Source organism: Streptomyces sp. 8K308, from assembly GCF_004348315.1.
Taxonomy (GTDB): domain Bacteria; phylum Actinomycetota; class Actinomycetes; order Streptomycetales; family Streptomycetaceae; genus Streptomyces.
Window position 1 is genome coordinate 1 of sequence record NZ_SMKC01000169.1, and the last position, 14,565, is coordinate 14,565.

The window sequence follows — 14,565 nt, forward strand, 5'->3', positions numbered from 1 at the left end:
GACAGGTCAGAGGGGCGCGGGTGGGCGCGGGGAGCTGTCCCGCGACGATGGCGGCGAGGGAGAGCCCGAAGCCGGCGAGTTGGACGAGGCCTAGGGTCTCGCCGAGCAGGGCGGCGCCCAGGACGGCGGCGACCAGCGGCGAGAGCAGGCCGAGGACGGCGACGGAGGTGACGGGGAGGGTGGTGACGCCCCGGAACCACAGGGTGTAGGTGATCAGGCCGCCCACCAGGCCGAGCCAGAGGTAGCCGAGTGCGGCGGGCGCGTCGACGGCCGGGGGCGGGCCCTCGGCGAGGAAGGTCACGGGCGCCAGGAAGAGTCCGCCCGCGGCGAGCTGCCAGCCGGCGAAGGCCATGGGGCCGACCCCGGCGGGGCGTCCCCAGCGCTTGGTGAGCGTCACCCCGAGCCCCATGGTGACCGCGCCGGCGAGGCCGGCCGCGATGCCGACGGCGTCGAGTGCCGCGTCGGGGCCGATCACCACCAGGCCGACGCCGACGACGCCCGTCACCCCCCAGAGCAGCCGCCAGGCGGACAGCCGCTCGCGGAGCACGGTCACCGCCAGACCGGCGACGACGAGCGGCTGGGCCGCCGCCAGGGTCGCGGCGACGCCGCCCGGCAAGCGCTCGGCGGTGAGGAACAGGAGAGGGAGGAAGAGTCCGATGTTGAGCACGCCGAGCACCGCGGCCTTCCCCCACCAGGCCCCGCGCGGCAGCGTCCGGGTGATCGCCAGCGCGATCAGGCCAGCCGGCAGCGCGCGCAGCAGCCCGGCGAAGAGGGGGTGGCCGGCCGGCAGCAGCTCCGTGGTGACGACGTACGTCGTGCCCCACACCGAGGGGGCGAGCGCCGTGAGCGCGGTCCGAGGTAGATCACTTGTCATGCCCCGACTCTTGTTCGAGCAGGCTCGATGAGTCCAACACATGTTTGTCAGTTCATCGATCTCGAATCATCATGGATCCATGGAGCTCCAGCAACTGCGCTACGTCCTCGCCGTCGCCGAGACGAACAGCTTCACCCGGGCCGCCGAGCGGTGTCTGGTGGTGCAGTCCGCCCTCAGTCACCAGATCGCGAAGCTGGAGAAGGAGCTGGGCGCGCGGCTCTTCGAGCGCACCAGCCGCCGGGTGCGCCTCACGCCGGCCGGCGCGGCGTTCCTGCCGGCCGCCCGCCAGTGCCTGGACGCGGCCGAGCGGGCGGCCGCCGAGGTCGCGGCGGCCGTCGGGAAGGTGCGCGGCCGGCTCGCCGTGGGGCTGATCCCCACCGTCGCCGCGGTCGACGTCCCGAGCGCGCTGCGCGACTTCCGGCAGCGGTACCCGGAGGTGCGCGTCAGCCTACGGGTGGGCGGCAGCGACACCCTCGTCGCGCAGGTCAGGGAGGGCGCCGTCGACGTGGCCTTCCTCGGGCTGCCGACCACGGCGCGGCCCACGGGCGTCGCCGTCCGGGAGCTCGCCCGCGACCGGCTCGTCGCCGTGCTCGCGCCGGACCATCCGCTCGCCGGCGAACCGGTGGTCGACCTCCGCCGGCTCTCCTCCGAGGTGTTCGCGGACCTGCCGGCGGGTACGGCCGGGCGCGCCCAGTCCGACCTGGCGTTCTCGGCCGCCGGGCTCAGCCGGGACGTCGCCTTCGAGGTGAACACCGCGGACTACGTCGCCCGGCTCGTCGCCGCCGGTCTCGCCGTGGCCATGCTCCCCTCCGCCTACGTGCCCCAGCTGCCCGGCGGCGTCGTCACCATCAAGGTCGCCGACGCGGCGGCCCGCGTCGAGTACGTCGTCTGGAACCGCCTCAGCGCGACCCCGGCGGCGACCGCCTTCCTGGACGTCCTCGGCATCGAGCCGGACGACGAAGCGCCGGATCAGCCGACGCCGTACGGACAGCGCACCCGCACCACCGCGCCGGACCAGCCAACCGCGCGCAGGTAGCGCACCGGCATCGAGCCGGACGACGAAGCACCGGATCAGCCGACGCCGTACGGACAGCGCACCCGCACCACCGCGCCGGACCAGCCAACCGCGCGCAGGTAGCGCACCGGCATCGAGCCGGACGACGAAGCACCGGATCAGCCGATGGACCGCGGGTAGCGCTCCAGCCAGACGGGGGAGGACTCGCCGGGGCCATGCAGCAAGGGGCCCTGGGTCATCTCCATCGCGAAGTCGTCGGCCAGCGCGAGCAGCGTCTCCCGGCCCTCAAGCTCCGCCACCCAGGCCGGTGGCAGCGCCGTCTCGCCGTGCAAGGCCCCCAGCAGGTTGCCGCAGATGGAGCCCGTGGAGTCCGAATCGCCGCCGTGGTTGACCGCCAGCAGCAGCCCGTGCCGCATGTCCTGGGCCACCAGCGCGCAGTAGACGCCGATCGACAGCGCCTCCTCGGCCGTCCAGCCCTCGCCGAGCGACTCCACGAGTTCCGCTCTCGGCATGCCCTGCCGGACGGCGCCGAGGGCGCGCTTCAGGGCGTCCGTGGTCTCCTCGTGCCCGGGGCGGGTGGCCAGCCGCACCAGCGTCTTCTGGATCGCGGCGTCCAGGTCGTCGCCGCGCACCAGGTCGTGCACGATCGCCGCGAACGCCCCGGCCGCCAGCATCCCGGTGGGGTGGCCGTGGGTCTGCGCCGCGCACTCGACGGCGAGTTGGAAGACCAGCTGGGGCTCCCAGCCGACCAGCAGGCCGAAGGGCGCGGAGCGCATCACCGTGCCGCAGCCCTTGGAGTCCGGGTTCTTGGGCCGGTCGAGGGTGCCCATCCTCGCGTCGCCGAGCCCGCTCAGGCAGGCACGCCCGGGGGCGCGCCGGGAGTACAGCCACTCCTCGCGGGCCAGCCAGCCGTCCTCCGCGCGCCGCTCGTCCGGGCCCCACTCGCGCTGGGTGACGTACCAGCGGCGGTAGGCGGCGTGCAGGTCGGTCGGCGGGTGCCAGGCGCCGGTGTCCCGGCGGACGTGCGCCCTGATGAGGCCGTCCACCGTGAACATCGTCATCTGCGTGTCGTCGGTGATGGCGCCGCGCCGGCCGTAGGCGGGCACGTAGTCGGTGACGCCGTCCTGGCCGTGCTGCTCCCTGATGCGCTCCAGGGAGTCGAACTCGATGCCCGCTCCCAGCGCGTCCCCGATGGCACCGCCAAGCAGGCAGCCGCGCACCCGGCTGCGGAAGTCCTGCTGGTCGGCCCTCCCCCACAGCGCACCACCGGTCGGCACGCTCACCCCTCACCGCCGAGCACCGGGAGCAGTCTCGGCAGTTTGCCGTCCGCCGCCTCGGCGGCCGCCACCCGCTCGGCCGGCACCTCGCCGTAGGTGGTGGTGCGCGGCCTGGTGGGACGGCCGATCGAGTCCGCGATGGCCTTCAGCTCGGCGACCGAGCGGTAGGAGCCGTAGGAGGAGCCGGCCATCCGGGAGATGGTCTCCTCCATCAGCGTGCCCCCCAGGTCGTTGGCGCCCGAGCGCAGCATCTCGGCCGCGCCCTCGGTGCCCAACTTCACCCAGCTTGTCTGGATGTTGGTGATGTGCGGGTGCAGCAGCAGCCTGGCCATCGCGGTCACCGCCCGGTTGTCCCGGTGAGTCGGCCCGGGGCGGGCGATGCCGGCCAGGTACACCGGCGCGTTGGTGTGGATGAACGGCAGGGTGACGAACTCCGTGAAGCCGGCGACCCCCTTCTCCTCGTTCTCCCGCTGGATCCTGGCCAGGGTGCGCAGATGGCCGAGCCAGTGCCGGGGCTGGTCCACGTGGCCGTACATCATCGTGGAGGACGACCTGATGCCCAACTCGTGGGCGGTGGTGACGACCTCGATCCAGGTGTCGGCCGGCAGCTTGCCCTTGGTGAGCACCCAGCGGACCTCGTCGTCGAGGATCTCGGCGGCCGTGCCCGGGATGGTGTCGAGCCCCGCCTCGCGCGCCGCGACCAGCCACTCCCGGATCGAGAGCCCGGTGCGGGCCGCGCCGTTGACGACCTCCATCGGCGAGAAGGCGTGCACGTGGATGTCCGGCACCCGCTCCTTCACCGCCCGCGCGATGTCGAAGTAGGCGGTGCCCGGCAGGTCCGGGTGGATGCCGCCCTGCATGCACACCTCGACCGCGCCCACCTCCCACGCCTGCGCGGCGCGCTCGGCGACCTGGGCCACCGACAGCGTGTACGCGTCGGCGTCGGTGCGGCGCTGCGCGAAGGCGCAGAACCGGCAGCCGGTGTAGCAGACGTTGGTGAAGTTGATGTTGCGGGTGACGATGTACGTCACCTCGTCGCCCACCACGGCGCGGCGCAACTCGTCGGCGATCCGGCACAGCGCGTCGAGCGCCGGGCCCTCGGCGTGCAGCAGGACGAGGGCCTGCTCGTCGGTCAGCCGGGTCGGGTCGTCGGCGGCCTGGCCGAGCGCGGCCCGCGCGTCGCCCTCGATGCGCTCGACCGCCATGCCGGGCGCGGCCAGTTCGGCCAGTTCCGCCCAGTCGCCGTAGACCTCGTCGAAGTCCGCCCGGCGGTCGCCGGTGCGGCCCGCGGTGTCGATGGTGCGGTGCAGGTCGGTGCGGCCGGCCGCGGTCAGCGGCTCGTCGGGCTCCTGCCAGGGCAGGCCGCGCGGGATGGCGTCCTCGCGGGCGAGGCCGGTCTCCGGCTCGGCGAGCGCGGTGACGTGCGGCAGGATCCTGGGGTCGAGCCAGGGCTCGCCGCGCCGCACGAACTCCGGGTAGATCGGCAGCCGTTCGCGCAGGCGGAAGCCGGCGGCCGCGGTGCGCCTGGCCAGCTCCTCGATCTGCGGCCAGGGTCGCTCCGGGTTCACGTGGTCGATGGTGAGCGGCGAGACCCCGCCCCAGTCGTCGATGCCGCAGCGGATCAGCAGGTCGAACTCGCCGTCGACGAGGTTCGGCGGCGCCTGGATGCGGGCGGTCGGGCCGAGCAGCAGCCGGGCCACGGCCACGGTGGCGGCCAGTTCGGCCAGCTCCGCGTCCGGCATGCCGCGCATCGCGGTGTCCGGCTTGGCGCGGAAGTTCTGCATGATCACTTCCTGGATGCCCCGGTAGGCGCGGGACACCCGGCGCAGCGCGAACAGCGACTCGGCGCGCTCCTCGTGGGTCTCGCCGATCCCGATCAGCAGGCCGCTGGTGAAGGGCACGCTGGAGCGGCCCGCGTCCTCCAGCACGCGCAGCCGCACGGCCGGCTCCTTGTCGGGCGAGCCGTGGTGCGGGCCGCCGGGCTCCGACCACAGCCGGGTGGCGGTGGTCTCCAGCATCATGCCCATCGAGGCGGACACCGGCTTGAGCCGCTGGAAGTCCGTCCAGCTCAGCACCCCGGGGTTGAGGTGCGGCAGCAGTCCCGTCTCCTCGAGCACCCGCACCGCCATGGCGCGCACGTAGTCGAGCGTCGAGTCGTAGCCGGCCGCGTCCAGCCACTCGCGGGCCTCGGGCCAGCGGTCCTCGGGCTTGTCGCCCAGCGTGAACAGTGCCTCTTTGCAGCCGAGTTCGGCGCCACGCCGGGCGATCTCCAGCACCTCGTCGGGGGAGAGGAACATGCCGTGGCCGGCGCGGCGCAGCTTGCCGGGCACGGTCACGAAGGTGCAGTAGTGGCAGCGGTCCCGACACAGCCGGGTGAGCGGGATGAACACGCCCTTGGAGTAGGTGATGGTCCCGGGCCGGCCGGCCGCGTCGAGGCCGGCGTCCCGCACCCTGGCCGCGGCGGTCGCCAGCTCCTCCAGGTCCTCGCCCTTCGCCTGCAACAGCACGGCGGCCTCGGTCACGTCCAGGGCCACCCCGTCCCTGGCACGGCGCAGCGCGCGCCGCATCGCGTTGGCCGTGGGGCCCTGTCCGCTACTTGTCATGCCACCGAGCATAAGAGTGGGGTCGCGCCCGCGCAGGTAGCCCTCTGGCGTTCCCCCGCACGTCACGTGGGGGCCCGCCGGACGTGTGACCGTGGCCGGTACCAGAACCCCCGGAACAATCCCCGGAACCGTGAACGGAGTTGCCTCATGGGCGCGGTGAACCGACGTGACCTGCTCAGACTCGGCGCGGCCACCGGCGGCGCGGCCGCCGTTACCCTGGCCCCCGTGGACTTCGCGAACGCCGACGACGACTCCGGCGACCACGCCGGCGACGACGCGCGGCCCGAGACCCGCACCGTGCGCGGCCACCTGGACACCGGCGCGCCCGACTTCGTGTACGTCCCGGTGCGGGTGCCGCGCGGCGTGCGGCGGCTGGCCGTCTCCTACTCCTACGACCGACCGCAGGTGCCGGCCGGCACCCCGGGCAACGCACTGGACATCGGGATCTTCGACGAGCGCGGCACCGAGCTCGGCGGCGAGGGCTTCCGGGGCTGGTCGGGCGGCGCGCGCACCGAGTTCTTCCTGAGCGCCGAGGAGGCCACCCCCGGCTACCTGGCGGGGCCGGTCAACGCCGGCACCTGGCACGTGGCGCTCGGCCCCTACACGATCGCCCCCCAGGGCCTGGACTACGAACTGACCATCACCCTGGAGTACGGCGCGGCCGGCACCACCCAGCGCCCCGCCTATCCGCGCGAGCGCGCCCGCGGCCGGGGTCGCGCCTGGTATCGGGGCGACTGCCACCTGCACACCGTGCACTCCGACGGGCGCCGCACCCCGGCCGAGCTCGCCGCGGCCGCCCGCGCCGCCGGGCTCGACTTCATCGTCACCACCGAGCACAACACCCACTCGGCCCACGCCGCGTTCCGCGGCCTCGACGGCGACGACCTGCTGATCCTCTGCGGGGAGGAGGTCACCACCCGCAACGGCCACTACCTGGCCCTCGGCACCGACCCCGGCACCTTCGTCGACTGGCGCTACCGCGCGCGCGACGACGCGTACCCCCGCTACGCACGCCGTATCCACCGGGCGGGTGGACTCGTCGTACCGGCGCACGCCCACGCCACGTGCATCGGCTGCTCGTGGAAGTTCGGTTTCCGCGAGGCCGACGCCGTCGAGCTGTGGAATGGCGCGTGGACGGCGGAGGAGGAGTTGGCGCTGGCCAGTTGGGAGTCGCTGCTGCGCGGCGGCGACGACTGGCTGCCAGCGATGGGCAACAGCGACGCGCACCGCGAGCCGCAGCCGGTGGGCCTCGCCCAGACCGTGGTGCTGGCCGACGGTCTGGACCGCCGGTCCATCCTGGCCGCCATCGCGGCAGGCCGGAGCTACCTCGCCGAGTCCTCGTCGGTCACGCTGGACCTGACCGTGACCGACGAGCGCGGCCAGCGGGTCGGCGTCGGGGAGCGCCTGGACGCCCCGCCGGAGCGCCGGGTCACCGTCCGTCTCGACGCGTCCGGCGTTCCTGGCGGGGTGCTGCGACTGATCACGGATCAGGGCCTCATGCGTTCGACGCAGCTTTCGTCGGACATCAATTCGGGGACCCTCACCTGGAAGACAACCGTCTCACTGGTGGCCTATGTTCGGGCCGAGGTACGTCACCGACCGGCCGACGGCGGTGCGTCCGGGCTGCCCGGGGCGATGGCCGCGATGAGCAATCCGGTCTTCCTCGGGGGCAGTTCAGGCCGATAGACTCCAACGTTCGCCCCATACGTTAATGAGGTAAGAGGCAGAGGACACCATGACCGTTGGTGAGGGGACCCTGTACTTCTCCGTGCTCGGGCCCGTCCGCGTCCGGCAGGGCGAACGGGAGCTGCCCGCGGGTTCCCCTCAACTGCGGGCCATGATCGCCACACTGCTGCTGCGTCACGGTCGCACGGTCACTGCCCACGAGCTCGTCAACGCGCTGTGGGGCGAGGAGCCGCCCTCGCACGCCGTGGCCACGGTCCGCACCTACGCCTCCCGGCTGCGCAAGCTGCTGGGCGCGCGCACCGACGTGTGGGTGAGCGAGTTCGGCGGCTACGCCATCCGGCTCGGCACCGAGGACGAGTTGGACGTGACCGTGCTCGCCAGGCTGACCGCCGCGGCCGAGAAGGCCGTGGCGGCCGGCGAGCTGAACCGGGCCCACGAGCTGTACGGCCAGGCGCTCGACCTGTGGGACGGCGAGGCGCTGGGCAGCGTGCCTGGGCCGGAGGCCGAGTTGCAGCGCACGCGCCTGGCCGAGCAGCGGCTCGGCCTGCTCGAGCAGCGGCTCGACGTGGGCCTCCAGGCAGGTCTACACGCGGAGTCCGTCGCGGAGTTGACAGCGCTGACCACCGAGAACCCGCTGCGTGAGCGCTTCCAGGAACTGCTGATGCTGGCGCTCTACCGCTGCGGCCGGCAGGCCGAGGCGCTCGCCGTCTACACCGACGCCCGCAACAAGCTGATCAACGAGCTGGGGGTCGAGCCGCGGGCCGAGCTGTCCGAGCTTCAGCAGCGGATCCTCAACGCGGACACCTCCCTCAACTACGTCGGCCAGTCCCAGGCCTCGGTGCCCGCCCCGGTCCGCCCGGCCCAGCTCCCCGCCGCCGTCCCCGACTTCACCGGGCGCGCCGCCTTCGTCGCGGAGCTCGGCGCCCAACTGGCCACGGCCGGCGGGCGGGTCATGGTCGTCTCCGCCGTCGCCGGGATCGGCGGCGTCGGCAAGACCACCCTGGCCGTCCAGGTCGCGCACGCCGCCCGGGAGAACTTCCCCGACGGCCAGCTCTACGTCGACCTCCAGGGCGCGGGCTCATCCCCCGCCGACCCCAAGGCCGTCCTCGGCGCCTTCCTGCGCGCGCTGGGCACCGCCGAGGAGGCCATACCCCAGAGCCTCCAGGAGCGCGCCGCCCACTACCGTTCGCTGCTTGACGGCCGGCGGGTGCTGATCCTGCTCGACAACGCCCGCGACGCCGCCCAGGTCCGCCACCTGCTGCCCGGCACCCCGGACTGCGCCACCCTCATCACCAGCCGGGTGCGGATGGTCGACCTCGCCGGGGCCCACCTCGTCGACCTCGACGTGATGAGCCCCGAGGAGGCCCTGACCCTCTTCACCCGCATCGTCGGCGCCGAGCGGGTCAACGCCGAGCGCAAGGCCGCCATGGACGTCGTCGCCGCGTGCGGCTTCCTGCCCCTGGCCATCCGCATCGCCGCCTCCCGGCTCGCCTCCCGCCGCACCTGGACCGTCTCGGTGCTGGCCAGCAAGCTCAGCGACGAACGCCGCCGCCTCGACGTCCTCAAGGCCGGCGACCAGGCCGTCAAGGCCACCTTCGAGCTCGGCTACGGCCAGCTGGACGCCGAGCAGGCCCGCGCCTTCCGACTGCTCGGCCTCGCCGACGGCCCCGACATCTCGCTCAACGCCGCCGCCGCGCTCCTCGACCGGGACCCCGAGACCGCCGAGGGCGTCCTGGAGACCCTGGTCGACACCTCGCTGCTGGAGTCCGCCGCCCCCGGCCGCTACCGCTTCCACGACCTCGTCCGCCTCTTCGCCCGGGCCTGCGCCGAGCGCGACGAACAGCCCCCGGCCGAGCGGGACGCGGCCCTGCTGCGGCTCCTCGACTTCTACCTGGCCACCACCGCCCGGGTGTACAGCCTGGAGCGGCCAGGCGACCGGCGGCCGAACCACCTGGCCCCCACCAGCCACCCGGGGCTGAGCTTCGACACGGCCGAGGCCGCCGTCGAGTGGCTGTTCACCGAAGCCGACTGCCTGCTCGCCTGCGCCCGCCAGGCCACCAATCCCGGGCGGCTGCGCACCGGCGCCGACCTCGTGCTGATGGCGTGCGACCTGTCCGAGTCAGGGGTGTTCTCCTTCCAGTACGAGCGCGCGGCCGAGGCGCTGCTCCGCGCCGCCCAGGAGGTCGAGGACCCGCGCACCGAGGGGCGCGTGCGGGTCGCCCTCGCCCAGGCGGACAACCACGCCGGCCGCTTCGAGTCGTCCGACGCGCACGCCCAGCGCGCCTGGCTGCTCGGCATCGCCGCCGAGGACCCCACCATCCGCGCCCAGGGCGCCAACCTTCGCGGCATCGCCGCCGGTTACCTGGGCCGGGGGGCGGACGCGGAGGGCTACGTCCTCCAGGCGCTCGAGGCCTTCCGCGAGTACCAGGACCGGCCCGGCGAGGCGAGCGCCCTGGCCAACCTGTCCCGCAGCTGCCTCAACCTCGGCCGCACCGCCGAGGCCGTCCAACTCGCCTACCAGTGCCTGGACATCCTCCAAGCGCTCGGCTCAGCCCTGCGGTTGGCCAACGGCCAGTACGCGCTGGGCCGTGCCCTCGCCGCCGACGGCCAACACCAGGAGGCCATGCGGCACCTGGCCGCCGCGCTCACCACCTTCACCTCGCACCGGCAGCGTCTCTGGGAGGGCATGACCCTCTTCCGCATGGCAGAGGTGCACCTGGGCACGGACCAGCCGGCCGAGGCCGCCCGGCTCGCCGAGCAGGCCCTCGCCCAGCTCCGCGACGTCGGCGGCGACTACCGCCGCGCCGAGATCCTCACCCTCCTCGGCCACGCCCTCTCCACCATCGGCCAGGCCGGCCGCGCCCACGCCTGCTGGGAGCAGGCCCTCGCCACCTTCGAGGAGTTGGGCAGCCAGGAGGCCGAAGCGGTCCGCGACCTGCTGCGCTCCACCACCATCTGAGGTTTCAAACCTCGCGCGGCACCCCATATATCGTTCGTTTATCTCGGCATGCGAGGCTCAGGCGCAGCAACCGCCACATTCGGGGGCAACGGTTGCCGGCGGGGCCGTCCGTTGGCCACGGGGGAGTCAGGGGACGGCCCGCGCCCGCTCACCTTCAGACTGGAGTACACCGTGACCGAGAACAGCAAGCAGCGGGCCACCAGGGACGCGCAGGGCACCACTGTCAAGCCGCTGGGGGACAGCTACGGCACCAGTGAGCCCGTCGACAGCGAGGACGACAGCTACGGCACGAGCGAGCCCGTCACCAAGCCGACCAACAAGCCGTCCGTGAAGCCGCTCGGCGACAGCTACGGCACCAGCCAACCGGCCGACACGACCCAGAAGTAGCCGGGGCCCACCACCAAGCGACCGGCCGCAGCGAAGACTCTTCGCCGCTGCGGCCGGTTCTCATGTGCCCAATCCCGGGCACATTCGATGGGAGAGCGAACAGCCACTAGGAGAGTCCACATGACTCGCACTCAGAGGATCCTCGCCGTCTGCCTCACGACGGTGGCATGTCTCGTCGGCGCCGCGGCACCGGCGCTGGCCGCGGGGCCGAACGCGTCGGCCCCGTGGACCGAGCCCAACGGCGACACCTGGGGCACCACCGCCCCGGCGACCGTCGAGTAACCCGCTCCGACGCGCGGGGCGGGCCGGCGGGCCCGCCCCGCGAAATCGTTTATCGCCTGTTTATTGGCAGCTGTCATGCTCATAAGTGTTCGACCGCACAGGGGTGCGCGGTCGGTCTCGGTCCCGGGTTCTGTTCGGCAGCGACGGGGGAGCTGCCGGACGGGCGCCGGCGCAAGGCGGCCCAGGCGACGCGGAGGGGGCGACGCCAGGGCCCAACCCCGCCGGAGTGACCGCGTTTCGGGGGAAAACGCGGTCCACCCGGGACCCGTCCGGCAGCCGCGGCGGCGGCGCCGGACACCGCCGGCGCTGACCGGCTCGGAGGACACGGAGGGGAGTCGTCCGGGCCGTCAGCGCCGTTGCCGTTCATCCCCACACTTTCACTGCGAATCGGACGGTCGCGCGGGCAAACCTCTCTGTGATCTAGTCGGCAAGATCCGCACACCTCTCGCCTCCCACCCGGGCATTGAAGCAAGCTGTCCCAGCGACAGACCCTGGACCGGCAGGAGGAGAAACCCCGCATGAGCAAACACCCCCGGCTGCTGCGCGCCACGCTGACCGCCGCTCTCGCCGCCACGGCGCTGATCGCCACCCAGGGTGGCGCGCACGCCGACGACGTCTCACCTCGGATCATCGGCGGCGGGGACGCCACCGAGAGTTACTCGTTCATGACGGCGATCGACATGCTGCGGGACAACGGCGAGTACCGGTTCCGCTGCGGCGGCTCGCTCGTCGACGAGCAGTGGATCCTCACCGCCGCGCACTGCGTCGCCGACCGCGACACCGGCGAGGTGCTCGACGCCTCGCTCTTCACCGCCCGCGTCGGCTCCAACGACCGTACGGCGGGCGGCAGCACGGCCGGCGTGTCCGAGGTCGTCGTCCACCCGGACTACCTGGCGGACCACGAGCAGATGATCGGCGACCTCGCCCTGCTGCGGCTCGACGAGCCGATCACCGACCAGGCCACGGCCGTCCTCGCCGAGGACGTCCCCGAGGTCGGCTCCGAACTGCGCATGATCGGCTGGGGGTACCAGAGCAACGGCGCGACCACGCTGCCCACCCGGCTCCAGCAGCTCGACAGCCTGGTCAGCCCCGCCGAGGACTGCGTCGTCGGCGGTCCCTGGGACATCGGCGAGGGTGACTTCTGTACCAGCACCGAGACCGAGAGCGGCTACTGCGGCGGCGACTCGGGCTCGCCCGCGCTCCAGTGGATCAACGACCGCTGGGAGGTCGTCGGCGTCGTCAGTCGCGGCGTCGGTGACGACTGCGCGACCGAGCCGGACGTGCTGCCGGCCGTCGCCAGCCACAAGGACTGGATCGCCACCACCATCGCCGACTGACCACGTCCCGCCCCCGAACCGCGCGGGGCCGCCGGCGACTTCCCCCCTCCTCAACTCGCCGGCGCCCCGCGCACGCCCGTCGCCGCGGCCAGCGCCGCCGCCACCGCGGACAGCACGGCCAGCCACGCGAACAGCCGCGGATAGCCGCCGAGCGCCCCGGCCAGGGCGGCCGTCGCGAACGGCGTGAGCGCCCCCACCACCGTGACCGGCGCGGCGAGTAGCGCCGAGAGCCGCCCGTAGGCCGCACTCCCCCAGCGGTCCGGCACGGCCGTCGCCTGGAGCAGCGTCACGTTGCCCCGCACCATCCCGGCGACCACCGACAGCACCACCAGCAGCCAGGCGGGTCCCGGCACCAGGCCCAGCGCGGCCGTCGTCGCGCCGCCGAGCGCGATCAGGGTCACCGTGCGGGCCACGGTCCCGGTGCGGCGGGCCAGCGTCGCGTACAGGGCGCGGCCCAGGGTCTGTCCGGCCCCGCCGAGGCCCAGCGCCCAGGCGGCCGTGGCGGGCGAGAGGCCGCGCTCGGCGAGCAGCGGCACCAGGGCGATGACGACGCCGAACACGGCGAAGCCGGAGAGCGTGAGCGCGGTGGCGAGCAGCACGAACGGCCGGCTGCGCGCCACCCCCGCGCCGCCGGCGCCGGCCGCGCTCGGCTCGGGCTGCGCCGGCCAACCGGCCCGCAGCGCCAGGAAGTGCGGCGGCACGGTGACGACGGCGAGCACGGCGGCCAGCACCAGGTAGGCGCCGCGCCAGCCGAGCGGCTCGGCCAGCGCGGCGGTCAGCGGCGCGAAGACGGTCGAGGCCAGGCCGCCGGTCAGGGTGATCGCCGTCAGGGCCCGCACCCGCCGCGGCCCCCACCAGCGGGCGACGGCGGCGAACGCCGGCTGGTAGAGCGTGCCGGCCATGGCGACCCCGACGGCCAGCCAGGCCACCGTGAACACCGCCAGGTTGGGCGCGAAGGCGAGCCCGAGCAGCGCGACCGTGCCGAGCACCGAGCCCAGGGTCATCACGGCGCGCGGCCCGCGCCGGTCGATCAGCCGGCCCACCGGGATGCCGACGCCGGCCGAGACCAGCAGCGCGGCGGAGAACGCGGCGTTGCAGGCGCTCCCCGACCAGCCGGTGTCGGCCGTGATGGTGGGCAGCAGCACGGGGAACGCGTAGTAGAGGATGCCCCAACTGGTGATCTCGGTCAGGCACAGCGCCGGCAGCACCCGGCCGGGCGGCCGCGCCGGCTCGGCGACGCGCGAGTGGACGGTTGTCGCGGGTGCGGCCGTGCCCTGATCCTTCGCCATGCACACAGCATTCCCACCGCCCCGCGCCGCTGCGCGCGAGCACGTACCAACACAACCAGGCACCTGCTAATGTTTCTTGGCATGTGCTGGATGGTGACATGAGCGATCCCACGCCGACCGGCGACGAACTGGTGCGGCTGCTGGCCACCCTGTCCAACCCGCAGCGCCTCCGGGTCATCGCCGCCCTCGTGAAGGGGCGGAACTACGTGAGCCAGCTGGCGCGCGAGTTGGGGATCAGCCGAGCGCTGCTCCAGGTCCACCTCAAGAAGTTGGAGGCGGCCGGACTGGTCTCCTCCCAGTTGGAGCTGTCGCCGGACGGCAAGGCCATGAAGTTCTACGAGGTGCGCGCCTTCTCGGTCCATCTGACACCGGAGCACATCGAGGGCGTCGTGGAGACGTTGTCCGCCGAGAAGGGAACATCGAGTTGAACGAGCACGAGTGGCAGGAAGTCATAGGCACCATCGGCATGTTCGGCCTGGTCATCGGTGTGGTCATCACCACGATCTGCCAGGTCGCCGCCAGTCGGCGCGCGAAGGCCAGGCTGGCGCGTGAGAGCGAGTACCGGAGCATCGCCGAGGAGTCGGTCGCGGCCCAGCAGCGCCTCGAACAGCGCCTGGCCGAGATCGGCGGACAGCTCTCCGAGCTGCGAAGCCGAACGGACGCGATCGAAACCGTCCTGAAGGACGTCGAGTAACTCCGAGAACCCCCGAAGGACCCCGGGCCGTCGAGCTGCAACTCGACGGCCCGGAAACAGGGAGTCGAACCACCTCGCCCAAGGCGAGTCTGCGCAGGAACAACCCCACCGAGAAAGAGGAGAGCAGCTCATGCTGCCCGAAAGCAAGTCCGTCCCCCACCC

General features: G+C 73.3%; 12 protein-coding genes. 8 read left to right on the forward strand and 4 right to left on the reverse strand.

Annotated features, from left to right (window positions below; genetic code table 11):
- On the reverse strand, nt 1-874 hold an 874-nt coding region (locus E1265_RS21865; RefSeq protein ID WP_132932498.1), incomplete at its 3' end, for an EamA family transporter.
- Between the two features lie 79 nt (nt 875-953).
- On the opposite strand from E1265_RS21865, the gene E1265_RS21870 reads away from it, so the two are divergent.
- Entirely contained in the window at nt 954-1,910 is a 957-nt protein-coding gene (locus E1265_RS21870; RefSeq protein WP_207931162.1) for a LysR family transcriptional regulator, read from the forward strand.
- Between the two features lie 137 nt (nt 1,911-2,047).
- Here the strand turns inward: E1265_RS21870 and E1265_RS21875 are convergent, their stop codons facing one another.
- Together E1265_RS21875 and E1265_RS21880 are read right to left on the reverse strand one after the other, a co-directional pair.
- A complete protein-coding gene (locus E1265_RS21875) occupies nt 2,048-3,172 on the reverse strand; it encodes an ADP-ribosylglycohydrolase family protein (protein WP_132932502.1) in 1,125 nt (374 codons plus the stop codon).
- Nucleotides 3,169-5,769 (reverse strand): bifunctional FO biosynthesis protein CofGH, encoded by a 2,601-nt coding sequence (locus tag E1265_RS21880; protein WP_243741001.1) that lies wholly within the window; start codon nt 5,767-5,769, stop codon nt 3,169-3,171. The genes E1265_RS21875 and E1265_RS21880 overlap by 4 nt, the downstream gene beginning before the upstream one ends.
- Nucleotides 5,770-5,925: 156 nt before the next feature.
- Between E1265_RS21880 and E1265_RS21885 the strand changes: the two genes are divergently transcribed.
- From E1265_RS21885 to E1265_RS21900, 5 genes are all read left to right on the forward strand, one after another.
- Nucleotides 5,926-7,455 (forward strand): CehA/McbA family metallohydrolase, encoded by a 1,530-nt coding sequence (locus E1265_RS21885; protein ID WP_132932506.1) that lies wholly within the window; start codon nt 5,926-5,928, stop codon nt 7,453-7,455.
- A 49-nt stretch (nt 7,456-7,504) separates the two neighbouring features.
- Complete coding sequence (locus E1265_RS21890; protein WP_132932508.1) at nt 7,505-10,414, forward strand: BTAD domain-containing putative transcriptional regulator; 2,910 nt, start codon at nt 7,505-7,507, stop codon at nt 10,412-10,414.
- Nucleotides 10,415-10,585: 171 nt separating this feature from the next.
- Entirely contained in the window at nt 10,586-10,801 is a 216-nt protein-coding gene (locus E1265_RS21895) for a hypothetical protein (RefSeq protein WP_132932510.1), read from the forward strand.
- Nucleotides 10,802-10,921: 120 nt separating this feature from the next.
- On the forward strand, nt 10,922-11,083 hold the full coding sequence (locus E1265_RS37210; protein WP_165953834.1) for a hypothetical protein: 162 nt from the start codon (nt 10,922-10,924) through the stop codon (nt 11,081-11,083).
- 518 nt (nt 11,084-11,601) lie between these two features.
- Entirely contained in the window at nt 11,602-12,420 is an 819-nt protein-coding gene (locus E1265_RS21900) for a serine protease (RefSeq protein ID WP_132932512.1), read from the forward strand.
- A gap of 50 nt (nt 12,421-12,470) precedes the next feature.
- On the opposite strand, the gene E1265_RS21905 is transcribed toward E1265_RS21900, so the two are convergent.
- Nucleotides 12,471-13,709 carry an MFS transporter gene (locus tag E1265_RS21905; RefSeq protein WP_132932514.1) on the reverse strand — a complete coding sequence of 413 codons (1,239 nt, stop codon included), beginning with the start codon at nt 13,707-13,709 and terminating at the stop codon, nt 12,471-12,473.
- Between the two features lie 98 nt (nt 13,710-13,807).
- Between E1265_RS21905 and E1265_RS21910 the strand changes: the two genes are divergently transcribed.
- A complete protein-coding gene (locus E1265_RS21910) occupies nt 13,808-14,137 on the forward strand; it encodes a winged helix-turn-helix domain-containing protein (protein WP_132932516.1) in 330 nt (109 codons plus the stop codon).
- Nucleotides 14,134-14,403 (forward strand): hypothetical protein, encoded by a 270-nt coding sequence (locus E1265_RS21915; protein WP_132932518.1) that lies wholly within the window; start codon nt 14,134-14,136, stop codon nt 14,401-14,403. The genes E1265_RS21910 and E1265_RS21915 overlap by 4 nt, the downstream gene beginning before the upstream one ends.
- Nucleotides 14,404-14,565: the final 162 nt, after the last annotated feature.

Coding starts and splice junctions, on each gene's coding strand:
- E1265_RS21870 (WP_207931162.1), top strand. CDS start 954: ATGGAGCTCCAGCAACTGCGCTACGTCCTCGCCGTCGCCGAGACGAAC.
- E1265_RS21880 (WP_243741001.1), bottom strand. CDS start 5,769: ATGACAAGTAGCGGACAGGGCCCCACGGCCAACGCGATGCGGCGCGCG.
- E1265_RS21890 (WP_132932508.1), top strand. CDS start 7,505: ATGACCGTTGGTGAGGGGACCCTGTACTTCTCCGTGCTCGGGCCCGTC.
- E1265_RS37210 (WP_165953834.1), top strand. CDS start 10,922: ATGACTCGCACTCAGAGGATCCTCGCCGTCTGCCTCACGACGGTGGCA.
- E1265_RS21900 (WP_132932512.1), top strand. CDS start 11,602: ATGAGCAAACACCCCCGGCTGCTGCGCGCCACGCTGACCGCCGCTCTC.
- E1265_RS21905 (WP_132932514.1), bottom strand. CDS start 13,709: ATGGCGAAGGATCAGGGCACGGCCGCACCCGCGACAACCGTCCACTCG.
- E1265_RS21910 (WP_132932516.1), top strand. CDS start 13,808: ATGAGCGATCCCACGCCGACCGGCGACGAACTGGTGCGGCTGCTGGCC.